Here is a 23,010-nt window from a genome sequence, read left to right on the forward strand (position 1 = left end):
CGGCCGTGCGGGTGCCGTGGACCGGCCGGGGCGCGCCTCGCCGCCCCGGCCGGTCGCACCCGCCCCGCGTCACGCCGCCGCGTCACGCCGCCGGGGCTCACGCGGGAGGCAGCGCCCGGCGCAGGAAGTCCCGTTGCAGGAGCAGCAGGTTCTCCGCGACCTGCTCCTGCGGCGCCATGTGGGTCACACCCGTCAGCGGCACCACCTCATGGGGGCGGCCCGCCGCCAGCAGGGCCGAGGAGAGCCGCAGCGTATGGGCGACGACCACGTTGTCGTCCGCCGTCCCATGGATGATCATCATGGGGCGGGCGGGTTCCCGCGCCTCCACCAGCCCGTCGTCCCACACCAGCGAGTTCGCCCGGTAGACCTCCGGCACGTCCCCGGGCGTCCCGCCGAGGTACCGCTCGGTGTAGTGGGTGTCGTAGAGGCGGTGGTCGGTCACCGGGGCGCCCACCACGGCGGCGTGGAAGACGTCGGGGCGCCGCAGCACCGCGAGCCCCGCCAGGTACCCGCCGTAGGACCAGCCCCGGATCGCCACCCGCCCGAGGTCCAGCGGGTACCGGCCGGCGAGCCCCCGCAGGGCGGCGACCTGGTCGTCCAGCGCCACCGTGTGCCGCCCGGCGACGGCCTTCTCCCAGTCGGGCGAGCGCCCCGGCGTGCCCCGCCCGTCCGCGACGACCACCGCGAACCCCTGGTCGGCGAACCACTGGGAGGTCAGGTGCCGGTCGTGCGCCGCCACCACCCGCTGCCCGTGCGGACCGCCGTAGGGGTCCATCAGCACCGGCAGCGGGCCGTCGCCCTCCCGGTACCCGTGCGGCAGCAGCACCGCGCAGGGCACGCGGTCCGGTCCCGACTCGGTGAGCGCGAGCCGCGGCGACAGCACGGGCGTCTCGGCGTACGAGGCGACCTCCGCGACCGGCACGCCGTCCCGCAGCACCCGCACCCGGGTCCCCGGCCGGTCGGGCAGCGCCGAGGCGAGGACCGTCACCGGGCCGCCGCGCACCGCGCCGTGGACGCCCGGCCCCCGCGAGACCCGCTCGGCGCCCCGGGAGCCCACCCGGTACACATGGATCGCGCCAATTTCCGGATCCTCCGCGAGGGCCCCCGCCGAGGCCGAGACCAGTACGTCCCCGTCCCCCACGTCCAGCACCGCCCGTACGTGCAACCGCCCGTCCGTCAGGGGGCGCTCGCCGACCACGAGGACGCGCGCCCCACCCTCGTCCGCGACCCGCACGAGCCGCCCGTCCGGTGTCCGGGACGGAACGCCGGAGACAAGTTCCAGCCAACGGCCGTCCTCCTCCCGGTGGACGGCGCGGGTCGCCCCGGTCCCGGTGTCGACCTCCAGGTACTCCTGCGTGCGCTGGTCACGGGTCTGGACGAGCAGCAGCGGGGCGCCGGCGGACGACCAGTGCACCCGGGCCAGGTACGGGAACCGGTCCCGGTCCCACACGACCTCCGTCCGCGCGCCGTCCGCCACCCCGAGCAGGAACAGGCGCACATCGGCGTTGTCGGTCCCCGCCGCCGGGTAGGCCACGCGCGCCGGCTCGCGCTCCGGGTGCGCGGGGTCGGAGATCCACCACCGCTGCACGGCGGCGTCGTCCACCCGCGCCACGAGAAGCCGGTCGGAGCGGGGCGACCACCAGAACCCCCGCGAGCGGTCCATCGACTCGGCCGCCACGTGCTCGGCCGTCCCGTACGCCACGTGCTCGCCCTCCGGTTCGGCGAGCGCCCGGTCCGCCCCGTCGGCGCCCTCCACCGGGACCACCCGCAGCGCCCCGTCCGACACGTACGCCACGAGCCGCCCGTCCGGCGACGGCCGCGGGTCGAGCACCGGCCCGCGGGCGGGCAGCGGGCGCGTCGTCCCGGCCCGCAGCTCGGCGACGTACAGCCGCCCCGACAGGGCGAACGCCGCCAACTCGACCGCCGCGTCGACCGCGTAGCCGACCACGCCCCGCGCCACCTCCCGGCTGCGCTCCCGGCGCGTGCGCTCCTGCGCCGACAGCCGCTCACCGGCCCCGCCGAGCAACTCCCGCGGATCGGCGGCGACCCGCTCGCGGACCTCCCCGCCGGCCAGGTCCAGGACGCACAGCCGGTGCTCCGGCTCCGCCCCCGACGGTGAACGCAGGAAGACCACCCGGGAACCGTCGGGTGACACGGTGAACGACCGTGGCGCTCCCAGGGTGTAGCGCCGGGTGCGTGCGTACTGGCGGGGGAACGGGCTCTGCTGCCGCGAGGTCATGTGACCGAAACTAGCGGCTGTGCGCCCCCCAATGCTGCCGTGCACCGATCGATGCGTGCGAACGGAAAGTTATGATCCGTAGCGCAAGGTGGGTAGAACCTCCTGGCACATGCGCGCGTCCCGTTCCGACCGACACGTATGGAGGTGAACCGCCGTGGCACTCTCGATTTCGGCGGTGGTGCTGCTGGCGATCGTCGTCTTCCTGCTCATCCGGAAATCGGGTCTGAAGGCCGGGCACGCGGTCGTGTGCATGCTGCTCGGCTTCTACCTGGCGAGTTCCTCCATCGCCCCCACCGTCAGCCAGCTGACCACCAGCGTCGCCGGCATGATCGGGAACCTCAAGTTCTAGCGAGCGCACGTCCCCGGGGACCCGCGCCGGACCTCGTAGGGTGTCCGTATGACGGATCTCCCCGCCCGTCGTCTGCTCCTGGTGCACGCGCACCCCGACGACGAGTCGATCAACAACGGCGCCACCATGGCCAAGTACGCGGCCGAGGGCGCCCAGGTCACGCTCGTGACCTGCACACAGGGCGAGGAGGGCGAGGTCATCCCGGCCGACCTCGCCCACCTCGCACCCGACCGCGACGACCGCCTCGGGCCGCACCGCGTCGGTGAACTCGCCGCCGCGATGAGGGAGCTGGGCGTCCGCGACCACCGCTTCCTCGGCGGCCCCGGGCGCTTCCGCGACTCCGGGATGATGGGCGTCCCGCAGAACCACCGCGAGGGCGCCTTCCACGCGACCCCCGTCGACGAGGCGGCCGCCCACCTGGTCGACGTCGTACGGGAGGTCCGCCCGCAGGTCCTGGTGACCTACGACCCCGACGGCGGGTACGGCCACCCCGACCACATCCAGGCCCACCGCGTCGCCGTCCGCGCCGTGGAGCTGGCCGCCGACCCCGCGTACCGCCCCGGCTCCGGCGCCCCGCACGCCGTCGCGAAGGTCTACTGGAACCGCGTGCCGCGCTCGGTCGCCGAGGAGGGCTTCGCCGCCCTGCGCGCCGCGACGGGCGTGGCGTTCCCCGGCACGGCGGACATCGGCGACGTCCCGGGCGTGGTCGACGACGCGCTGGTCACCACGGAGATCGACGGCACCGCGTACGCGGACCGGAAGGTCGCCGCCATGTGCGCCCACGCCACACAGATCAGTGTGCAGGACAGGTTCTTCGCCCTCTCCAACCATCTGGGGCAGCCCGTCTTCGTGCGCGAGTACTACCAGTTGGCGCACGGCACGTCCGGCGCGCCGGCCGGGGAGCGCGAGACCGACCTCTTCGCGGGGGTGGACGCGTGAGCACCGCGGTCAAAGTCGCCCTCCACGCCCTGCTGGTCGTCCTCGGCGTCCTCGTCGGGCTGGCCGGGGCGCTCGTCCAGGGCGCCTGGCTCCCCGGCGGGCTGCTGCTCGCCCTGCTGGCCACCGCCGCCCTCTTCTACGGCGGCCTGCGGGCGGTCGGCGGGCAGGCGGGCGTCATGACGTCCGGCCTCGGCTGGCTCGCGGCCGTCGTGGCGGTCGGTTTCGGCCGGGGCGAGGGCGACAAGGTCTTCTGGGGCGGCATCGCCGACCTCGCGTACGTCCTCGGCGGCATGCTGCTGGCTGTGATGTGCGCCACCCTGTCCGCGGTTCCCCAACGGCACCACGGCGCACGGACACTTGACAGGTGACCTGCCCGAACTTGGGCGGTATTGCCCGGCGGTGTTCCCCTGGTCACGGGTGGTCCCGTGACCGCGGCCAGTATGGTGGTGCGCGCCGCCGGGCGCCCGTGGGTCTGAGAGCGGGCGGCGGAGCCAACCGGGAGAGCCTGCTTTGAGCCGTGAAACTGACACCTCGTCCTCCGGGCCCCAGGGGCGTGGCGGAGCCGCCTACCCCTCGGGGACACCGCCGTACGGGTCGCCCCAGTACCAGGAGGCGTCCGGGGCCGGCGCGCCCGCGCAGCCCGAGGAGAAGAAGACCGAGACGACGCTGACGACCCGCATCCGGATCAACATCCCCGGTTCGCGGCCCATCCCGCCGGTCGTCGTCCGCAAGCCCGTCGCCGCGGAGGACCAGGAGGCGCCCGAGGACGAGTCCGGGCCGCAGCCGGAGAGCCCCGCGGAGCGCACGGCGGCCACGCCCCGCCCCGAGGCGGCGGAGCGCGAGCCGTCCGCGCCGCAGGACGCGCCCGCCAGCGACTGGTTCGCCCCGCGCAAGCCCCCGGCCACCGGGCCGCAGACCGCGCAGGCCCCGGAAGCGCCTCGGCCGCCCGCCGCGGCCGGCCCCGCCCGCGACGGAGGCACGGGCACCCCCGCCCACGGCACGCCCGCCTTCGGCACGCCCGCCCACGGCACCCCGACGGCCGCCGCCGGCACGCCCGGCAGCGGGGCCGGGGCCAACGGCTCGGGGTACGCCGCCACCGTCGGCGCCCCGCCGCGCCAGGGCGGCCCCGCGCCGCGCGACCCCTCCCGGAACGGGGCGCCGGGCGGTGCCGGGCACTCTGGCGGGCCCTCCCTGCCGTACTTCTCCGACGGACCCGAGCCCCCCGCGGGCCCGACGTCGGGCCCGGCGCTGGGCACCGTCGAGGTGCCGCCCGCCGCCGGCGGCCTGGCGGGCGGGTTCTCCGACGACACCGCGATCCTCACCCCGCAGCAGCCGCACGCGGGCCCGCCGCCCGCGCAGGTCTCCGGCGCGACCCTCACCAGCGGCATCCCCGTGGCCCCGCAGGACCACGGCGAGGCGCCGTCGCCGTTCCCGATGTCGGGCCCCGCCCGCGCGGCGGACGCCCCCGGCGGCCAGGACGCGTTCGACGCGTACCCGCCCGCCCTCGACGAGCCCGCGCCGCAGGCGCCCGCGCCGACCCCGCCGCCCGCCACGCGCGCGGCTCCCGCGCCGAAGAAGAAGGGCCGCTCCAAGCTGGTCCTCCTCGGCGTCGCCGCGGTCACCCTGGCCGGCGTCGCCTACGGCGCGGGGCTCCTCCTCAACCAGGCCGACGTGCCGAAGGGCACCACGGTCCTCGGCGTCGACATCGGCGGCTCGACGAAGGAGGAGGCCGTCCGCAAGCTCGACGCCGTCCTCGGGGAGCGCGCCACGACGCCGCTGAAGCTCGAAGTGGGCGGCACGGACCGGTCCCTCGCCCCGGACAAGGCCGGCCTGTCCCTCGACAGCCAGGCGACCGTCCGGGCCGCCGCGGGCAGCGACTACAACCCGGTGTCGGTGATCGGTTCGCTCTTCGGCGCCGAGCGCGTCGCGCAGCCGGTCATCCCCGTGGACGAGGAGAAGCTCGGCGTCGCCCTGAGCGACCTGGCCGGCGGCTCCGGCTCGGTCACCGAGGGCACCGTCCGGTTCGAGCCGGGCAAGGTCGTCCCCGTCCCCGGCAAGGCCGGCACGGCCCTGGACGTCCAGCGGTCCATGCTCTTCGTCAAGGACGCGTACCGGGCGCAGGTCGAGACGGGCAAGCCGAACGTCGTCGAACTGCCCGTCGCCACCCGCGAACCGACGATCAAGCAGGAGGAGATCGACCGGGCCGTGGCGGAGTTCGCCGAGCCCGCCATGTCCGACTTGGTCACCATCCGGGCGGGCGGCCGGGAGATCCAGTTCGGCCCGCAGCGGTCGCTGCCGCAGATCCTGTCCATGAAGCCGGTCGACGGGAAGCTCGTCCCGTACTACGACAAGGAGGCCATCAACCGCCTCCTGGACGGCGTCTTCGACGGCGTGATGATCACCAAGGGGGACGGCAGGAAGCACCAGCTGTCCGCCGACGACGTGGCCAGTGCCTTGCAGAAGGCGCTCATGGGCAAGGACCGCGCGGAGCGCACGGTCACCATCGAGCTCGACCCGCAGGGCTGACCCCGGCCCGCGGGCCGGTCCTCGACCGGCAGGGCTGATCCTCGGCCCGCGGGGTGGCCCCCGGCCCGCGGGCCGACGCGGCGCCCGGGACGTCCGGGCGCCGCCGTCAGTTGAGCCGCGCCCGGGCGGCCCGCGCGTGCGCCCGCAGGGTGGCGGCGGTGGTCGGCTCCACCGCGTCGACCACCTCCGCGTACGCCTCGATCTCCGCCGCGCCGGCCGCGAACTCGCCCCGCCGCACCAGCAGCTGCGCCCGCTCGTAGCGCAGCCGCGCCGGGTGGGAGGGGAGCAGCAGCGCCAGCTCCACCGCCCACAGGGCCACGTCGGAGCGCTCCGGGCGGCCCGCGGCCCAGGCGCGGATGTTGTTCAGGACCCGCAGCACGACGTCGAGCGGGTCCGCGGGCGCCAGTATCGACGGCCGCAGCGGCTCACCGGTGGCGCCGGCCACGAGCAGCTCCACCTCCCCGCCGGTCAGCGGCCGCCCCCCGGCGAAGGGGTCGGCGAGCACCTGCTCCTCCGGGTCGCCGAAGCCGACGACGAAGTGGCCGGGCAGCGCCACCCCGTACACGTGGGCGCCGGCGCGCCGGGCGACCTCCGCCCACACCACCGACAGCAGGATCGGCAGGCCCCGGCGGCGCCGCAGCACGTGGTGGAGGAGCGAGGACTCCAGGTGCCGGTAGTCCGCCGGGGTGCCGTGGAAGCCGTACCGGGTGCCGAGCAGCGCCGCCAGGGCCGCCGCCCAGGCGTGCGGCGACTTCGGCCCGTACGGCAGGAGCCCGGCGAGCCGGTCCAGTTCGATCTCGGCGGCGTCCAGTTCGGCCTGCCCCAGCTCCGGTTCCGCCTCGGCGCCGATCAGCAGGCAGAGCGCGGCCAGGTCGGGCCGCTCCTCGCGCGCCTCCCGCGCGAACCGCGCCCGCCACCGGTCCGGCGCCGGCCCGTCGTCCGCGCCGCTCACCCGCCGGTCCCCGGGCGGACGTGGTGGTAGCGGTGGTGGACGGCGAAGCCCAGACGGTCGTAGAGGGCGCGGGCGGCGGCGTTGTCCTCCTCCACCTGGAGCCAGGCCGCCGAGGCGCCCTCGGCCAGGGCGCGGGCGGCGAGCGCCGCCATGACGGCGGTGGCCAGGCCGCCGCGCCGCCGCGCCGGGTCGACCTCGACGGCGGAGAAGCCCGCCCACCGGCCGTCCACCACGCACCGCCCGATCGCGGCCGGGACACCCTCCTCGCCGGCGACGGACGCGAACCACACCGACGGGCCGCCGGACAGCACCCGCAGCACGTGCCCGCCCGGCTCGCCCACCCGCTGGTAACGGCGCAGCCAGGCCGCGTCCGGGGTCCGGGCCAGGGCCACCCGGGTGGTGCCGGCGGGCAGGTCCGCGACGGGCGCCAGCCCCGCGACCCGCACCTCGGCCGTCACCTCCCGCCGCCAGCCCCGCTCCTCCAGGGCGGCGCACAGCGTCTCCTGGGTGCCCTCGGCCCCCGTTGCGGCCTGGACGTACGGGGTCAGCCCGCGCGCGCCGTACCAGGCCGCGACACGCGCGAGGGCGTCGTCGAGCGGCACGCCGGGGTCGCCGAGGGGGAGCACCGAGTTGGCCCGGCGGGTGAACCCGCGCGCGGCGCGCAGCGTCCACTCTCCGAGTGGTTCGGCCTCCTCCGGCGGCCAGGACCGGGCCTGGACGCGCGCGAGCTCGGCGAAGCCCGCCGCGGGGCCCCTCCTGCGGGCGGGCGCCGCGGGCACGACCTTGCCCGCCACCAGGGACGATTCCGCGATCCGGACACTTTCACCGGTCCGTCGTGTGATCAGCAACACACCGTCGTTCCAGGATGTGAGAACCCCGACGGTGTCGGTGAACGTCTCCGGTCCTGACGCGGGGTCGCCCAGGCGGCGGACAGACACCCGTTTACCCACGTCAGATGGTGTGATCTGGACTTCAAGGCGTCCGCCCGCAGTGAACTCCACAGCTCTGTCCGCCCCTCCTGTTCGGATCGTCTCCAAGAACGGAGATACTAGGTGCGGGCATCGACGACGCCGCGCTCCCGCGCAGAGCCAGCCCTACCAAGGAGGAACGACAGCGTGACCTACGTCATCGCGCAGCCTTGTGTCGACGTCAAGGACAAGGCGTGCATCGAGGAGTGCCCCGTCGACTGCATCTACGAGGGCAAGCGGTCCTTGTACATCCACCCGGACGAATGCGTCGACTGCGGGGCCTGTGAGCCGGTCTGCCCGGTCGAGGCGATCTTCTACGAGGACGACACCCCGGAGGAGTGGAAGGACTACTACAAGGCGAACGTCGAGTTCTTCGACGAGCTCGGCTCGCCCGGTGGTGCCTCGAAGCTCGGCCTGATCGAGCGGGACCACCCCTTCATCGCCGCCCTGCCGCCGCAGAACGGCTGATCGCTCCACTCACCGCCCGGTCCCGTACGGTCCTTCCGCTGTACGGGGCCGCGGCGTTTGTGCGCGCCGCCCGCCCGGGGGAGCCCCTCGCACGCATGTGGCCCGCACCTCCTCCGCACGCCGCCCGCACGAGAAAGTGAGCACCGTGTCCGCAGTCTCCTCCCGGCTCCCCGTCTTCCCGTGGGACAAGCTGGAGCCGTACAAGAAGACGGCCGCGGCCCATCCCGACGGCATCGTCGACCTGTCCGTCGGCACCCCCGTGGACCCCGTGCCCGAGCTGGTGCGGCGGGCGCTGGCGGAGGCCGCGGACTCGCCCGGCTACCCGACGGTCTGGGGCACGGCCGCGCTGCGCGACGCCCTCGCCGGCTGGTGCGAGCGGCGGCTCGGCGCGCGCGGCGTCGCGCACACCGAGGTGCTGCCGGTCGTCGGCTCCAAGGAGCTGGTGGCCTGGCTGCCGACGCAGCTGGGCCTCGGACCGGGCGACCGGGTCGCCTACCCGCGGCTCGCCTACCCGACGTACGAGGTCGGCGCGCGCCTGGCGGGGGCGACCCCGGTCGTCTACGACGACCCGACGGAGCTCGACCCGAACGGGCTGAGGCTGCTGTGGCTCAACTCGCCGTCCAACCCCACGGGCCGGGTCCTCGGCAAGGACGAGCTGACCCGGATCGTCGCCTGGGCGCGCGAGCACGGCGTCCTGCTGCTGAGCGACGAGTGCTACCTGGAGCTCGGCTGGGAGGCCGACCCGGTCTCCGTCCTGCACGAGGACGTCTGCGGCGGTTCGTACGAGGGGATCGTCGCCGTCCACTCCCTGTCCAAGCGGTCCAACCTCGCCGGGTACCGCGCCGCGTTCGTCGCCGGTGACGCGGCCGTCCTCGGCGAGCTGCTCGCCATCCGCAAGCACGGCGGCATGATGGTGCCCGCCCCGGTGCAGGCGGCGACGGTCGCGGCGCTCGGCGACGACGCGCACGTGCGCGAGCAGCGGGCGCGGTACGCGGAGCGCCGGGCGGCGCTGCGGTCGGCGCTGGTCTCCCACGGCTTCCGCATCGAGCACAGCGAGGCGAGCCTCTACCTGTGGGCCACCCGTGACGAGCCGTGCTGGGACACCGTCGGGCGGCTGGCGGAGCTCGGCGTCCTGGTGGCGCCCGGCGACTTCTACGGCGTGGCGGGGGAGCGGTTCGTGCGCGTCGCGCTCACGGCGACGGACGAGCGGGTCGCGGCGGCCGTCAAGCGCCTCGGCTGACGCCCGGAAGCCCCCGTACCCGCGGGGGCTTGCGGCCGGACGCGCGCGAGGGCCCGGGGAGCGGCTGCTCCCCGGGCCCTCGCGTGTGGCGGGCCGGCGCGGCTCGGCGCGGCGGTCACCGGGCCGGTCGGCCGGGCGGGTGGATCAGCCGAGCGGGGCGCCGGCCGGCAGGCCGCCCAGGAGGCCGCCGCCGAGCTCGCCGGTGGGCAGGCCGCCCTTGGTGGCGCCGCCCGCGGCGTCCGTGGCGGTACCCGCGGTGTCGCCCGCGACGTCGCGGACGCCCCGCGTCACGTCCTTGCCGGCCTCCCGGGCGAGCGGCGCGGCCGCGCGGGTGGTCTTCCCGACGGCCTTGCCGGCGGTCGGGACGGCGTCGGCGCCCGCGTCGCCCGCCACGTCCGTGGCGCCCTGCGCGGTGGACTCGACCGTGTCGGCGACCGTGGCCGTGTCGAGGGCGGAGACGCCGCCGGCGAGGTCGGTGTTCTTCGGGAGGTCCACGGCGCTCGCGGAGCCGGCCGCACCGACCACGGAGGCCGCTCCCGCTGCGGTGAGCAGCGCGGCACTGGCGATCCGGCGGGTCAGGGGGAGGGACATGATGCTCCTTCGACGGGGGAAGAGTCGTGTCGGCGGTGATGCCGGTCCGACGATCGGACGCTGTGACAACCGCCCGGGGCCGGGGGGAGGTTGCGGTGGCCGGAGGTAAAGAGTTGGTAACGCGCCCGGTGGGCCGCCCCCTTCGGGCGCGGCCGGGCGCCCGGCGCGCGGGGCGCGTGCAGAACCGTCAATCCACGCCCCTTCCCGGGGGAACGCCCCGGAGGCACCCGTCTGCGGCAGCCCCCGCCCGAGCCGTGCGCGCCGTGCGCGCCCCCGCGTCACGTGGCCCCCACGGGTGACACACCGCACGGCTGACCGAAGGGCGGGAGCGGGACCTGTGATTACGTTGTGATCAGGCGCGATTACAATGCGCAGCCGACCTGCGGCCGCGGGCTCTCGCCGCACCACGGGGCTCACCGGACCAGCCGCGCTCACCGGACCGGCCGGGCTCAGCACACCGGCCGGGCTCAGCACACCGGCCGGGCTCAGCGCGCGAGCCGGACGAGGACCTCGCCCCTGTGCGGGGGCTCACCCGGCGGGGCCGCGCGCCAACCCCGGTCCGCGTCCCGCGCGCTCCACACCCGGCCCGCGTACGCCACCTCCGCGACGCCCAGCTGCTCCGCCCGGGCCACCGCCCACTGCGCCAGCTCCCAGCCGCGCCGCGCACCCCCGCCGGCCGCGTCCGCGCTGTCCTCCGGTCCGACGGCGTCCGCGCCCGCCGGCACGGGGAGCGCCACGGTGTGCGCGTCACCGCTCGGCGCCGCGCCGCCCGCGCCCGCGCCGCCCGCGCCCGCGCCGGGCGTCCCCGGGGTGCCGCCGCCCTTGCCGTCGGCGCTGTCGCCGGACGCCCCGCCGAGCACGCCGGCGCCGAAGGCCCGTACCAGCTCGCCGCGCACCCGCGCCGGGTCACCGGTCCTCGGGCCCCGCGCCGGGGCGCAGTTCAGCGACGCCGGCGAGCGGCCGGTCAGCGCCGCCGCCAGCAGCGAGGCGTCCGGCTCGTGCTTGGCGTACGCCTGGGGGAAGCCGCTGCGCTGGACGCGCTGCGCGGCGACCGTCAGGGGGAGCCGGGAGTACCCCGGCACCTCCGCGAGCCGGTCGTAGAAGATCCCCGCCGAGTACACCGGGTCCATGATCTGGTCGGCCGTGCCCCACCCCTGCGAGGGCCGCTGCTGGAACAGGCCCAGCGAATCGCGGTCCCCGTAGTCGATGTTGCGCAGCGCCGACTCCTGGAGCGCGGTCGCCAGGGCGATCGTCACCGCCCGCTCGGGCATGCCGCGGGTGGTGCCCACGGCGGAGATCGTCGCGGCGTTCGCCGCCTGCTCCGGACTCAGGCTGTACGTGTGGCTGCCGGTGCCGACCGTGCACCCCGGGGAGCCGTCGCCGCCCGTCCCGCCCCGCAGCGCCACGTACCCCGCGACGGCCAGCAGGACGGCGAACGACGCCGCGACCCGGGCACGACGGCCACCGCGGCGGGCGGGCGGGGGAGGGGCGGCGGAATCGGACACGCAGCCAACCGTACTAGGGAGCGGGATAGGGTCGGTCACATGCCCGACTCCACGCCTGAGGCGTCCTCGCACCCCGCTCTGGACCTCACCCTGGACGGCGCCGCGCTGACCGCCGCCCTGGTCGACTTCCCCTCCGTCAGCGGCACGGAGAAACCCCTCGCGGACGCGATCGAGGAGGCGCTGCGGACCCTCCCGCACCTCACCGTCGACCGGTACGGGAACAACGTCGTCGCCCGCACCTTCCTCGGCCGGGCCGAACGCGTCGTCCTCGCCGGCCACATCGACACCGTGCCGATCGCCGACAACGTCCCCTCCCGGCTCGACGCGGACGGCGTCCTGTGGGGCTGCGGCACCTCCGACATGAAGTCGGGCGTGGCCGTCCAGCTCCGCATCGCGGCGACCGTCCCGGCACCCAACCGCGACCTGACGTTCGTCTTCTACGACAACGAGGAGGTCGCCGCGCACCTCAACGGCCTCGGGCACGTGGCGGCGGCCCACCCGGAGTGGCTGGAGGGCGACTTCGCCGTCCTGCTGGAGCCGTCCGACGCCCAGGTCGAGGGCGGCTGCCAGGGCACCCTGCGCGTCCACCTGAGGCTGACGGGCGAGCGCGCCCACTCGGCCCGCTCCTGGATGGGCTCCAACGCCGTCCACGCCGCCGCCCCCGTCCTGGCCCGCCTCGCCGCCTACGAGCCGCGCCGACCGGTCATCGACGGGCTGGAGTACCACGAGGGGCTCAACGCCGTCGGCATCTCCGGCGGCGTCGCCACCAACGTCATCCCCGACGAGTGCACCGTCGTCGTCAACTTCCGCTACGCGCCGGACCGCACCGCGGCCGAGGCCGAGGAGCACGTGCGGGAGGTCTTCGCCGACTGCGGCGTCGCCGAGTTCGTCGTCGACGACCACAGCGGCGGCGCCCTCCCCGGCCTGTCCCACCCGGCGGCCGCGGCGTTCATGGCGGCGGTCGGCGGCAGCGCCAAGCCCAAGTTCGGCTGGACCGACGTGGCCCGTTTCAGCGCACTCGGCGTGCCCGCGGTCAACTACGGCCCCGGGGACCCGATCTACGCGCACAAGCGGGACGAGCACGTCGCGGTCGACCGGATCGCCCACTGCGAGCGCCGGCTGTACGACTGGCTCACCGCCTGACCACCGCGAACCCGACCACCGTAATTTCGCCGTTCGTCACCCTCCCCGCCCTACGCTGACCCCAGCAAGCGATGTTCAGCGGAGGGAGCAGATCATGGGGAACCCCGAGGCCGAGGGTGTGCGTGCCGAGCAGCGGCTTGGGCCGGTGCTCCGCCGCAGGGACCAGGTCCAGCCCGGGACCGCCGATCAGCGGCTCCTGGACACGGCGGGCGAGTCGGACTGGGTCCACACCGACCCCTGGCGGGTCATGCGGATCCAGTCCGAGTTCGTCGAGGGCTTCGGCGCGCTGGCCGAACTGCCCAGCGCCATCAGCGTCTTCGGCTCGGCGCGCACCCCGGCCGGCACCCCGGAGTACGAGGCCGGCGAACGGCTCGGCAAGGCGCTCGTCGAGGCCGGCTTCGCGGTCATCACGGGCGGCGGCCCCGGCGCGATGGAAGCGGCCAACAAGGGCGCCCGGGAGGCGAACGGCATCTCGGTCGGCCTGGGCATCGAGCTGCCCTTCGAACAGGGCCTCAACCCGCACGTCGACATCGGCGTGAACTTCCGCTACTTCTTCGTGCGGAAGACGATGTTCGTGAAGTACGCCCAGGGCTTCGTCGTCCTCCCCGGCGGCCTCGGCACGCTCGACGAGCTCTTCGAGGCGCTCACCCTGGTCCAGACCCGGAAGGTCACCCGGTTCCCGATCGTCCTCTTCGGCAGCGCGTACTGGTCGGGCCTGGTGGACTGGCTGCGCGACACGGTCATCGCGCAGGGCAAGGCCGCCGAGCGCGACCTGCTGCTCTTCCACCTGACCGACGACGTGGACGAGGCGGTGGCCCTGGTCAGCAAGGAGGCCGGCCGCTGAGACGGCCGGGCAGGGCCGGGAGGCGCGCGCGGCGCGCCTCCCGGCCCGGTACGCCGGGGCCGGGGCCCGTCGGGCCCGCCCGGCGCCGTGCGCGGGGGCCGTCAGGCCAGGCCGCGCCGGGCCACGGCGGGCTCGCGGTGCCCCGCGATGGACGCCACCATGTCCAGCACCTGCCGCGTCTCGGCGACCTCGTGCACCCGGTACACCTGTGCGCCGAGCCACGCCGAGACCGCCGTCGTCGCCAGCGTGCCGATCAGCCGCTCCTTCACCGGCCGGTCCAGGGTCTCCCCGACGAAGTCCTTGTTGGAGAGCGAGACCAGCACCGGCCACCCCGTCGCGACCATCTCGCCGAGCCGGCGCGTGGCCTCCAGCGAGTGCCGGGTGTTCTTGCCGAAGTCGTGCCCCGGGTCGATCAGCACCGACTCGCGCGGGACGCCCAGCGCCACGGCGCGCTCGGCCAGCCCCACCGTCACCCGCAGGACGTCCGCCATGACGTCGTCGTAGGTGACCCGGTGCGGTCGGGTCCGCGGCTGCGCCCCGCCCGCGTGGGTGCACACCAGCCCCGCCCCGTACCGCGCGGCGACCCCCGCGAGCTTGGGGTCGACGCCGCCCCACGCGTCGTTCAGCAGGTCCGCGCCCGCCTCGCACACCGCCTCGCCCACCTCGTGGCGCCAGGTGTCGACGCTGATCACCACGTCGGGGTGGCGCCGCCGGACCTCCGCCACGAAGCCGACCGTGCGCCGCGCCTCCTCCTCGGCGTCGACCTCCTCGCCGGGGCCCGCCTTCACCCCGCCGACGTCGACGATCGCGGCGCCCTCGGCGACCGCCTGCTCGACCCGGGCGAGCGCCGGCTCGTCGCGGAAGGTGGCGCCCTGGTCGTAGAACGAGTCGGGGGTCCGGTTCACGATGGCCATGACCACCGGCTCGTGCGCGTCGAATTCGCGTCGTCCCAGGCGCAGCATCCCGTAAGTCCTCCTCGCATGACGTCCCTGCGACCCTAACCGCAGCGACCGCGTGGCACGATCGGCACCGGACGTTCTACGCTCCATGTTTTCCGGCCCCGGGAGAGGCGCACTGTGTTCTGGTTCTTGGCTGTAGCGATGGTCGTCGTCGTGGCCGCGGTGACCCTCGCGGTGGTCGGCGGCGCGGAGAACGAGGTGCTGCCCGAGGCGCCGCCCGAGCACCTGGTGGACCCGCTCCCGGCGACCCGGCCCGTCAGCCGCGCGGACATCGAGGCGCTGCGCCTGCCGATGGCGGCCCGCGGGTACCGCATGCTCGACGTCGACGAGGTCCTCGACCGGCTGGCCGCCGAACTCGCCGAGCGCGACGCGCGGATCGCCGAGCTGGAGTCCGCGCTCGCCGGCGCCCAGGCCACCGCCGGCGGGCGGACGGACCTCCTCGACGAGCCCTCGCCGCGCGGCGAGGGCGCGGAGGAGGAGCGGTGACCGGCACCGTACCGGGACCGGACGGGGCGCCGCGCTGCCCGTGGGGTGTGTCGACGCCCGACTACCTCCGGTACCACGACGAGGAGTGGGGCCGCCCGGTCCACGGCGACGACGCGCTGTTCGAGCGGCTCTGCCTGGAGGCGTTCCAGTCGGGCCTGTCCTGGCTGACCATCCTGCGCCGCCGGGAGGGGTTCCGGCGGGCGTTCGCCGGCTTCGCCGTCGAGGCGGTCGCCGCGTTCACGGACGCCGACCGGGAACGGCTCCTCGCCGACGAGGGGATCATCCGCAACCGCGCCAAGGTCGACGCGACCCTGGCCAACGCGCGCGTGCTCGCCGGCTGGGCCCCGGGGGAACTGGACGCGCTGGTCTGGTCCCACGCTCCGGACCCCGCCGCCCGGCCGGTGCCGCGCACCCTGGCGGACGTCCCGGCGGTCACGCCCGAGTCGACCGCGCTCGCCAAGTCCCTGAAGGCGCGGGGGCTGCGGTTCGTCGGCCCGACCACGGCGTACGCCCTGATGCAGGCGTGCGGCCTCGTCGACGACCACCTGGCCGACTGCGCCGCCCGTACCCCCACCACCCCCACCACCCGCGCCGCCGGCCCGCCGGCTCCCGCCCAGCCGGGGGACGCTCCTCCGCGGGCCGTCCGGGCGGGGGAGACGCGCCCCGACGGGGTCCGCTAGCGGCCCACGTACCGCGGGCTGCGCTTGGCGAGGAAGGCGTCCACCGCGATCCGGTGGTCCTCGGAGGCGCCGGCCCGGGTCTGCAGCTCGTCCTCCTTCTCCAGGGTCTCCGCGAGGGTGTGGCCGGCCCCGTACGCCAGGGACGCCTTGATCGCCGCGTACGCGACCGTCGGCCCCTCGGCGAGCGCGCGGGCCGCCGCCAGCGCCTGCGCGGCCAGCTCGGCGGCCGGCACCAGCCGGCTGACCAGGCCCAGGTCGTACGCCTCCTGCGCGGAGAGGGTGCGCGGGAAGAGCATCAGGTCGGCGGCGCGGCCCGGCCCGACCAGCCGCGGCAGCGTCCACGACATGCCCGAGTCGGCGGTGAGCGCCACCCCGGCGAACGAGGTGTTGAAGGTCGCCGTGTCCGCGACGACCCGGTGGTCCGCTGCCAGCGCGAAGCCGAGGCCCGCGCCCGCCGCCACACCGTTCACCCCGGCCACCACGGGCTTGGGCATGCCGGTGATGGCCCGCACGATGGGGTTGTAGTGCTCGCGGACCGTGCGCATGGCGTCGCCCCCGGCCAGCGACTCGACGTGCTCCTTGAGGTCCTGCCCCACGCAGAACGCCCGCCCCGTGGCGGTCAGCAGCACCGCCCGCACGGCCGGGTCCGCGCCCGCCGCCTCCAGCGCGTCCCGCAGCGCGACCTTCGCCTCGGTGTTCATCGCGTTCATCGCGTCCGGCCGGTTGATGGTGACGGTCGCGAGCCCGTCGCTCACCTCGTACAGCACGGTGTCGGCCATGGCAGGTCCCCTTTGCGGCTCGGACGGCGTTGTCACGCCCAGCATGGCGGAGATCATCGGGCTCCGACATGTGACCTGCGTCAAACAGTGGCACTCCGGGCCAGGGCCGTCGGGGGCGAAGTATCGCAGGCGGATCCCCGATATGAGGGGTTTTGCGCGAGCGCGTTGCCCAAGCGATGCGGCCCGATGTTGGTCATCGGGTGTCACCATGCGGGATAATGACCTGGAAGCAATGTGTTCGACGCCGGTACGTGCCCTTCCATGGGGTCCGCGCGGCTGATCGATGAGCTGGTTCTAGGAAGGGGAACGAGCATGGCGGCCATGAAGCCGCGGACGGGTGACGGCCCGCTCGAGGTGACCAAGGAGGGGCGGGGCATCGTCATGCGCGTTCCGCTCGAAGGCGGCGGTCGGCTTGTCGTCGAGCTGACCCCGGATGAGGCCGTGGCCCTCGGCGAGGAGCTGAAGAAGGTCACGAGCTGAGGCCCACGCCCCACGTCCTTCCCGATCGCCCCGGCCGGTGCACGCCACCGCGCCGGGGCGATCGTGCGTCCACCGGCCGCCCGCCGGGGCGCGCGGGGGTCCCGCCGCGCTGCGCGGTGCGCCTGGGCTTGAGGGGGGCGGTGCACCGGACGGGACCGGGGCCGGGCGGTCAGCCGCGGCGCACGGCGCAGAGCAGGCCGTCGCCGACGGGCAGCAGCGAGGGCAGCAGCTCCTCGCTCTCCCGGACCGTGCGCAGCAGCTCCCGCAGCGACAGCACCTCGGCGGGCTGGAGGCCCGAGTCGACGGTGCGGCCGTCCGCGAAGACGCCCTCGAAGCAGACCAGCCCTCCGGGGCGCAGCAGCCGCAACGATTCAGCGAGGTACAGCAGGTACTCGGTGCGGTCGCCGTCGCAGAAGACGAGGTCGTACCCGCCGTCCGCCAGCCGGGGCAGCACGTCCAGGGCCCGGCCCGGGATGAACCGCGCCCGGTTGCCGGCGAAGCCCGCCGCGCGGAACGCCTGCCGCGCGAACTGCTGGCGCTCCGGCTCCGGGTCCACGGTGGTCAGCACCCCGTCCGGCCGCATGCCGAGCAGCAGGTAGATCCCCGAGACGCCGGTCCCCGTGCCGATCTCGGCGACGGCCTTGGCGTCCGCCGTGGCGGCGAGCAGCCGCAGCGCGGCTCCGGTGCCGGGGGACACCGACGGCAGCCCTGCCTCCCGGGCCCGGTCGCGGGCCCAGCGCAGCGGTTCGTCCTCGGCGGCGAAGGCGTCGGCGAAGGCCCAGCTCGTCTGCCGGTTGGCGGTAATGACCCTCTCCTGTTCCCGTAGTTGGCAACGGTGACTGTAGCCGCTCGTGGTCGGGAACCCGCAGATGGGACCAGGCGTTGGGAAGGGGTGGGGACGGCCGGCAGGACCAAGGGCCGAAGTCGGCCCCAAATGTTCGTAAAGATTCTTATCCGGAGCTAACGGGCGAGGTGGCTATGGTAGGGGCTCCACTGGACACCACCAGAGCCGACAGGGGAGGTGCGGCTGCGCCTGTGGATCGGGGAGGGGTGCTGCGGTTGCGGCGCCTTCTCAGGTCGGCGGGTGAGCCGAGATCCGTGACCGACACCGCTGACAGCACCCGCGCCGCCACCGAGACCGCAGCCACGACGGCGACCTTCGCACCGGATGCGGAATCGCAGGCGTGGGCTCCGCCCAGCTGGGAGGAGATCGTCAGCACGCACAGCGGCCGCGTGTACCGCCTCGCCTACCGCCTGACCGGAAACCAGCACGACGCCGAGGACCTCACCCAGGAGGTCTTCGTCCGTGTCTTCCGGTCCCTGTCGACGTACACCCCCGGCACGTTCGAGGGCTGGCTGCACCGCATCACCACCAACCTCTTCCTCGACATGGTGCGGCGAAAGCAGCGCATCCGCTTCGACGCCCTCGGCGACGACGCGGCGGAGCGCCTGCCCAGCCGCGAACCCTCCCCCCAGCAGGTCTTCCACGACACGCACTTCGACGCCGACGTCCAGCAGGCGCTGGACACGCTCGCGCCGGAGTTCCGCGCCGCCGTGGTGCTCTGCGACATCGAGGGCCTGTCGTACGAGGAGATCGCCGCGACGCTCGGCGTGAAGCTCGGCACCGTCCGCAGCCGCATCCACCGCGGCCGGTCGCACCTGCGCAAGGCCCTCAAGCACCGGTCCCCGGAAGCGCGGGCCGAGCAGCGCGTCGTCACCGATCGGCGCGCTTTCGTCGCCGTGGGCGGGGAGGGCGGAGCCGCGTGAGTGGCACACGTCCGACCCCGGCGGAACACCACCTGGGGGACCGTCTCGCCGCGCTGATCGACGGGGAGCTGGGCCACGACGCCCGCGAGCGCGTCCTCGCGCACCTCGCGACCTGCGCCAAGTGCCGCGCCGAGGCCGACGCGCAGCGCCGGGTGAAGAGCCTCTTCGCCGAGTCCGCGCCGCCGCCCCCGCCGGCGGGCCTGCTCGCCCGGCTCCAGGGCCTGCCCGGGGGCGCGGACGGCGGCTCGCCGTTCGGCGGCCCCCTCGACGGCGGCCCGCTGCGAGGCGGCCGCTTCGGCGGCGACCCGCGCCGGCCGCTGCCCGCCGACGAGCCCGGCCCCTCCGGTCCGGGGCTGTACGCGGTGCGGCCGGGCGGCTTCGGGTACGTCCCCGCCGACGACCACGCCCCCGCCCCGGCCCGTTCGGGCTTCCGCATCCACGAGGTCGGCCGGCCGGAGGCCGAGCGCCCCGCGTGGCGCGGCCGGAGGTTCGCCTTCGCCGCCGCCAGCGCGGTGTCGTTCGCGGCGATCGCCCTCGGCGGCGCCGTCCCGGCGGTGACCGCCGTCGACGCGCGCGGCGAGGGCTCCGGGAACAGCGTGAAGCCGCTGCGCTCCTCCTCCGCCGGCCAGCCGACCGCGACGGGCGAGAACAACCGCCGCCGCGCCGGTGCCGGCGCGGGCGCCGGGCGCTCGGCGGACCGTCCCGGCACGGCCCTGCTGCCGGGCGGGCAGATCCACGCCCGGCATCCGGCGGCGCCGCCGTTCCTCCACACGGCGACCCCGCTGTTCGCGACGAACGGCGTGTTCCCCATAGGCGTGACGGGCCCCGCCCACTCGCCCGCCCCCAAACGCCTGGCGCCGCCGGTGCCGTGAGGGGGGCGCCCCGGGGGACCTGGTTGAATCCTTGGTCCGGGGCGCCCGAGGGGCGCTGACTCGTGAGTAGCGGGGAGAGCATGGACGACGGGACGCCGACGCAGCCGAAACCGAAGTGGTGGAGCCGCCCCACCGCCCCCGCCGCGCCCGCACCGGACCCTTCCCCGGCGCCGGACCCTTCCCCGGTACCGGCCCCCTCCCCGGTACCGGCCCCCTCCCCGGTGCCGGGGCCCGCCGCGCCCGAGGGCGAGCCGCCCGGTGCCCGGGCGGCCGCGACACGCGTGTCCCTGAAGAAGGCACCCGGAGGCGAGGCGTCCCCCGGCACGGGACCCGGGCCCGCGCCCGCCGACACGGCCGGCCCCGCCGCCCCGCGGGACGAGCCCGGCGCTGCCCACGACACGCAGGGCCCCGCCGCCCCGCGGGACGAGCCCGGCGCCGCCCACGACACGCACGGCCCCGCCCCGGCCCGGCCCGCCGCCGACCCCGCCCCCGCGCCGTCCGGGCCCCTGCACGCCCCGGACGAGTACCGGACGCCGCCCTACGGCGAGCCCGGCCCATGGGCCCCCGCGCCGCCCGTACAGCGCCCCCTGCCCGCCGCGCCCGCCGCGCCCCCCGCGCCCGCCCACGCCCCGACGCCCGCCCACGGCACCCCGCCGGCCGCGCAGTGGGCCCAGTACGACCCGTGGAGCAGCCCCGCCGGGCCGCCCCAGCCCCTGGCCGTCCCTCCCGCCGGAAGCCGACCCCCGGGGAGCCGAGGGCCGGGACGCGGCCTCGCGCTCGTGGGCGCGCTGATCTTCGCGCTGCTCACCGGCGTCATCGGCGGCGCCGTCGGCGCGTACGTCGAGCGCAACGGCGGACTCACCACCGTCGAGCTGCCCCAGGCCGGCGCCGCCCCCGCCGACCGCGCCCCGGGCAGCGTCGCGGGGATCGCCGCCCGCGCCCTGCCGAGCGTGGTCACCCTCCACGTCAGCGGCGGCGGCGAGCAGGGCACCGGCACGGGCTTCGTCCTCGACCGGCGCGGCCACATCCTCACCAACCACCACGTCGTGGACTCCGCCGACGGCGCCGGCCGGATCACCGTCACCTTCAGCGGCGGCGAGACCGCCCGCGCCACCCTCGTCGGCGGGGACAGCGGCTACGACCTCGCGGTCGTCCGCGTCACCGGAGTGTCGAACCTCGCGCCGCTGCCGCTCGGCAACTCCGACGGCGTCCGCGTCGGCGACCCCGTCGTGGCCATCGGCGCCCCCTTCGACCTCCAGAACACGGTCACGTCCGGCATCATCAGCGCCAAGGGGCGGCCCATCACGGCGGGCGGCGAGAAGGGCGACGGCAGCGACGTCAGCTACGTCGACGCCCTCCAGACCGACGCCCCCATAAACCCCGGCAACTCCGGCGGGCCGCTGCTCGACGCCCAGGCCCGCGTCATCGGGGTCAACAGCGCCATCCGCGCCGCCGACAGCGGCTCCGGCCTCGGGGGTGGCCAGTCCGGCTCGATCGGCCTCGGCTTCGCCATCCCGATCAACCAGGGCCGGCGCGTCGCCGAGGAGCTGATCAACACCGGCAAGGCCACGCACCCCGTCATCGGTGTCAGCCTCGACATGAAGTTCACCGGCGACGGCGCCCGCGTCGCCGACAAGGCACAGGACGGCACGGCCTCCGTCACCGCGGGCGGCCCCGCCGCCGCCGCGGGCGTACGGCCCGGCGACGTCATCACCGAGGTCGACGGCGCGCGGGTGCACAGCGGCGAGGAGCTCATCGTCAAGATCCGCGCCCACCGCCCCGGCGACGAACTCCGCCTGACCCTGGAACGAGACGGGCGGGAACAGGAGAAAACGCTCACGCTCGGCTCATCGGCCGACAACTGAACGGCTGAACGGCTGAACGCCCGGAGGGCAGTCCCACCCCACCCGCCGAGCGGGTACCTTGGAGCAGCGGAGACCCGAGGAGGAGCAACAAGGTGTTCAGTGACATAGGCGCACTCGAGGTGGTGGCGCTGGTGATCCTCGCTGTGCTCATCTGGGGTCCCGACAAGCTGCCCCAGGTCATCCAGGACGTCAGCCGTTTCATCCGCAGGATCCGGGACTTCTCCGAGAACGCCAAGCAGGACATCCGCAGCGAACTCGGCCCGGAGTTCAAGGACTTCGAGTTCGAGGACCTCAACCCGAAGACGTTCCTCCGCAAGCAGCTCGCGGAGAACGGCGACCTCCGGGAGATCCGCGAGCTGCGCAGCAGCTTCGACCTCCGCAAGGAGATCGACGAGGTCGCGGACGCCGTCAAGGGCTCCGCCGCGGCGCCCGCGGTCGGCCCCGTCGGCGGGGCCGCCACGTCCGACCTGCTGAAGAAGCGCGAGACGCCGGACACGGCCGAACGGCCCCCCTTCGACGCCGACGCCACCTGAGTCACCTGAGTACCGGCCTTCCGGAACAGGCCCAGGCGGATGGATATCCTCTCCATCTGTCCGAACGGATCGAGGAGGCGGCCGGGCAGATGGAGACGACGAGCCGGGTGGGTACGCAGGCACAGCCGACGCCCAGCACCACATCCACGCCCGAGGGGGTGCCGGCCGCCCGTCGCACGGTGGACGGGTACCTGCGGGCCCCCTTCCCCTGGTACGGGCTGGACGAGGCGTTCACCGGCCCCCGCTGGCTGATGCAGGTCGGCACGGCGGCGGACGGCACCGTCCAGCACGGTTCCACGGGCCACGGCGACGAGCCGACGACGAGGCCCGAGGTCGCCGGCCCCGAGCGGGGCCGCTTCGCGGTGGTGGTCACCGTGGCCGCCCACCCCGTGCGGCGCAGCGGTGACGGCACCGGCGTCCTGGACGCCACCACGGCGTCCTCCGCGGCCTGGCTGGCCGGCTCCGGGCTCCTCGCGTACACCTGGCCCGCCCAGCTCGACCACGCGCTGCGCAGCGAGTGGCTCGACCAGCAGACGGAGACGGCGTTCGAGCTCGCCGACGACCTCGACGGGCCCGCGTGGACGACGCTCTCGCTGCCCGTCGACGGCGTGCCGCGGCCCTTCCACTACCGGGAGTCCGAGTTCGGCTGGGTCCTGGCGGGCTCGACGGCCGGCGGCGTCCACCTCGGCGCGTACGGGCGCGGCATGAGCGCCTACGGGCTCGGGTTCTCCGTCGTCGCCGACATCTCCGCCTACGCCTGACGCCGCGCCGCGGCGGCACGCCGTACACCGGACGCGGCACGGGGGAGGGGCGCCGCTCGACACG

The 23,010-nt window shown here is 75.6% G+C and carries 24 protein-coding genes; 16 read left to right on the top strand and 8 right to left on the bottom strand.

What is annotated here, in order from left to right; translation table 11 throughout:
• Positions 1-97: 97 nt before the first annotated feature.
• Positions 98-2,239, bottom strand: a complete 2,142-nt coding sequence (locus LPA54_RS25505) for a prolyl oligopeptidase family serine peptidase (protein ID WP_228981853.1) — start codon at positions 2,237-2,239, stop codon at positions 98-100.
• A 154-nt stretch (positions 2,240-2,393) separates the two neighbouring features.
• On the opposite strand from LPA54_RS25505, the gene LPA54_RS25510 reads away from it, so the two are divergent.
• The 4 genes from LPA54_RS25510 (at position 2,394) to LPA54_RS25525 (ending at position 6,053) form a co-directional block, all read left to right on the top strand.
• Positions 2,394-2,588, top strand: a complete 195-nt coding sequence (locus LPA54_RS25510; RefSeq protein WP_058940607.1) for a hypothetical protein — start codon at positions 2,394-2,396, stop codon at positions 2,586-2,588.
• 48 nt (positions 2,589-2,636) lie between these two features.
• A complete protein-coding gene (gene mshB, locus LPA54_RS25515) occupies positions 2,637-3,527 on the top strand; it encodes an N-acetyl-1-D-myo-inositol-2-amino-2-deoxy-alpha-D-glucopyranoside deacetylase (RefSeq protein ID WP_228981854.1) in 891 nt (296 codons plus the stop codon).
• Positions 3,524-3,895: a DUF6113 family protein gene (locus LPA54_RS25520; RefSeq protein WP_228981856.1), complete on the top strand. Its 372-nt coding sequence runs from the start codon at positions 3,524-3,526 to the stop codon at positions 3,893-3,895. Before mshB ends, LPA54_RS25520 begins: the two co-directional genes overlap by 4 nt.
• 142 nt (positions 3,896-4,037) lie before the next feature.
• Positions 4,038-6,053 carry a hypothetical protein gene (locus tag LPA54_RS25525; RefSeq protein ID WP_228981858.1) on the top strand — a complete coding sequence of 672 codons (2,016 nt, stop codon included), beginning with the start codon at positions 4,038-4,040 and terminating at the stop codon, positions 6,051-6,053.
• Positions 6,054-6,159: 106 nt separating this feature from the next.
• Here the strand turns inward: LPA54_RS25525 and LPA54_RS25530 are convergent, their stop codons facing one another.
• Both LPA54_RS25530 and LPA54_RS25535 read right to left on the bottom strand, forming a co-directional pair.
• Complete coding sequence (locus LPA54_RS25530) at positions 6,160-7,005, bottom strand: transglutaminase-like domain-containing protein (RefSeq protein WP_228981860.1); 846 nt, start codon at positions 7,003-7,005, stop codon at positions 6,160-6,162.
• Complete coding sequence (locus LPA54_RS25535; protein ID WP_228981861.1) at positions 7,002-8,006, bottom strand: GNAT family N-acetyltransferase; 1,005 nt, start codon at positions 8,004-8,006, stop codon at positions 7,002-7,004. Before LPA54_RS25535 ends, LPA54_RS25530 begins: the two co-directional genes overlap by 4 nt.
• A gap of 114 nt (positions 8,007-8,120) precedes the next feature.
• Here LPA54_RS25535 and fdxA point away from each other — a divergent pair, with 114 nt between their 5' ends.
• On the top strand, positions 8,121-8,441 hold the full coding sequence (gene fdxA / locus LPA54_RS25540; protein ID WP_058940613.1) for a ferredoxin: 321 nt from the start codon (positions 8,121-8,123) through the stop codon (positions 8,439-8,441).
• 145 nt (positions 8,442-8,586) lie between these two features.
• Entirely contained in the window at positions 8,587-9,681 is a 1,095-nt protein-coding gene (locus LPA54_RS25545) for a bifunctional succinyldiaminopimelate transaminase/glutamate-prephenate aminotransferase (RefSeq protein ID WP_228981864.1), read from the top strand.
• Between the two features lie 144 nt (positions 9,682-9,825).
• Here the strand turns inward: LPA54_RS25545 and LPA54_RS25550 are convergent, their stop codons facing one another.
• On the bottom strand, positions 9,826-10,272 hold the full coding sequence (locus LPA54_RS25550) for an ATP-binding protein (RefSeq protein ID WP_228981865.1): 447 nt from the start codon (positions 10,270-10,272) through the stop codon (positions 9,826-9,828).
• Between the two features lie 485 nt (positions 10,273-10,757).
• Complete coding sequence (locus LPA54_RS25555; RefSeq protein ID WP_228981866.1) at positions 10,758-11,777, bottom strand: hypothetical protein; 1,020 nt, start codon at positions 11,775-11,777, stop codon at positions 10,758-10,760.
• Between the two features lie 39 nt (positions 11,778-11,816).
• Here LPA54_RS25555 and dapE point away from each other — a divergent pair, with 39 nt between their 5' ends.
• On the top strand, positions 11,817-12,920 hold the full coding sequence (gene dapE / locus LPA54_RS25560) for a succinyl-diaminopimelate desuccinylase (protein ID WP_228981867.1): 1,104 nt from the start codon (positions 11,817-11,819) through the stop codon (positions 12,918-12,920).
• Positions 12,921-13,014: 94 nt separating this feature from the next.
• A complete protein-coding gene (locus tag LPA54_RS25565) occupies positions 13,015-13,764 on the top strand; it encodes a TIGR00730 family Rossman fold protein (RefSeq protein ID WP_228981868.1) in 750 nt (249 codons plus the stop codon).
• Between the two features lie 101 nt (positions 13,765-13,865).
• Here the strand turns inward: LPA54_RS25565 and folP are convergent, their stop codons facing one another.
• Positions 13,866-14,726 (bottom strand): dihydropteroate synthase, encoded by an 861-nt coding sequence (gene folP, locus LPA54_RS25570; RefSeq protein WP_228981869.1) that lies wholly within the window; start codon positions 14,724-14,726, stop codon positions 13,866-13,868.
• A 138-nt stretch (positions 14,727-14,864) separates the two neighbouring features.
• Here folP and LPA54_RS25575 point away from each other — a divergent pair, with 138 nt between their 5' ends.
• Together LPA54_RS25575 and LPA54_RS25580 are read left to right on the top strand one after the other, a co-directional pair.
• The gene (locus LPA54_RS25575) at positions 14,865-15,209 is read left to right on the top strand and encodes a DivIVA domain-containing protein (protein ID WP_228981880.1); all 345 of its coding nucleotides are present in this window, start codon (positions 14,865-14,867) and stop codon (positions 15,207-15,209) included.
• On the top strand, positions 15,206-15,889 hold the full coding sequence (locus LPA54_RS25580; protein WP_308112897.1) for a DNA-3-methyladenine glycosylase I: 684 nt from the start codon (positions 15,206-15,208) through the stop codon (positions 15,887-15,889). The genes LPA54_RS25575 and LPA54_RS25580 overlap by 4 nt, the downstream gene beginning before the upstream one ends.
• Here LPA54_RS25580 and LPA54_RS25585 read toward each other — a convergent pair.
• Positions 15,886-16,668 carry an enoyl-CoA hydratase/isomerase family protein gene (locus LPA54_RS25585; RefSeq protein WP_228981870.1) on the bottom strand — a complete coding sequence of 261 codons (783 nt, stop codon included), beginning with the start codon at positions 16,666-16,668 and terminating at the stop codon, positions 15,886-15,888. The two genes, LPA54_RS25580 and LPA54_RS25585, sit on opposite strands and share 4 nt — an antisense overlap.
• Before the next feature lie 312 nt (positions 16,669-16,980).
• Between LPA54_RS25585 and LPA54_RS25590 the strand changes: the two genes are divergently transcribed.
• On the top strand, positions 16,981-17,148 hold the full coding sequence (locus tag LPA54_RS25590) for a DUF3117 domain-containing protein (protein ID WP_010474836.1): 168 nt from the start codon (positions 16,981-16,983) through the stop codon (positions 17,146-17,148).
• A gap of 169 nt (positions 17,149-17,317) precedes the next feature.
• On the opposite strand, the gene LPA54_RS25595 is transcribed toward LPA54_RS25590, so the two are convergent.
• Positions 17,318-18,019: an O-methyltransferase gene (locus LPA54_RS25595; RefSeq protein WP_308112898.1), complete on the bottom strand. Its 702-nt coding sequence runs from the start codon at positions 18,017-18,019 to the stop codon at positions 17,318-17,320.
• Positions 18,020-18,126: 107 nt separating this feature from the next.
• On the opposite strand from LPA54_RS25595, the gene sigE reads away from it, so the two are divergent.
• From sigE to LPA54_RS25620, 5 genes are all read left to right on the top strand, one after another.
• The gene (sigE, locus tag LPA54_RS25600) at positions 18,127-18,915 is read left to right on the top strand and encodes an RNA polymerase sigma factor SigE (protein ID WP_228981871.1); all 789 of its coding nucleotides are present in this window, start codon (positions 18,127-18,129) and stop codon (positions 18,913-18,915) included.
• Positions 18,912-19,787, top strand: coding sequence for an anti-sigma factor (locus tag LPA54_RS25605; protein ID WP_228981872.1), 876 nt, complete (start codon positions 18,912-18,914; stop codon positions 19,785-19,787). Before sigE ends, LPA54_RS25605 begins: the two co-directional genes overlap by 4 nt.
• A gap of 80 nt (positions 19,788-19,867) precedes the next feature.
• The gene (locus LPA54_RS25610) at positions 19,868-21,652 is read left to right on the top strand and encodes a trypsin-like peptidase domain-containing protein (protein ID WP_228981885.1); all 1,785 of its coding nucleotides are present in this window, start codon (positions 19,868-19,870) and stop codon (positions 21,650-21,652) included.
• Between the two features lie 92 nt (positions 21,653-21,744).
• On the top strand, positions 21,745-22,185 hold the full coding sequence (locus tag LPA54_RS25615; protein ID WP_228981873.1) for a sec-independent translocase: 441 nt from the start codon (positions 21,745-21,747) through the stop codon (positions 22,183-22,185).
• Positions 22,186-22,274: 89 nt separating this feature from the next.
• Entirely contained in the window at positions 22,275-22,946 is a 672-nt protein-coding gene (locus tag LPA54_RS25620) for a hypothetical protein (RefSeq protein ID WP_228981874.1), read from the top strand.
• Positions 22,947-23,010: the final 64 nt, after the last annotated feature.

Source organism: Streptomyces sp. DH12, assembly GCF_020873895.1.
Classification (GTDB): domain Bacteria; phylum Actinomycetota; class Actinomycetes; order Streptomycetales; family Streptomycetaceae; genus Streptomyces.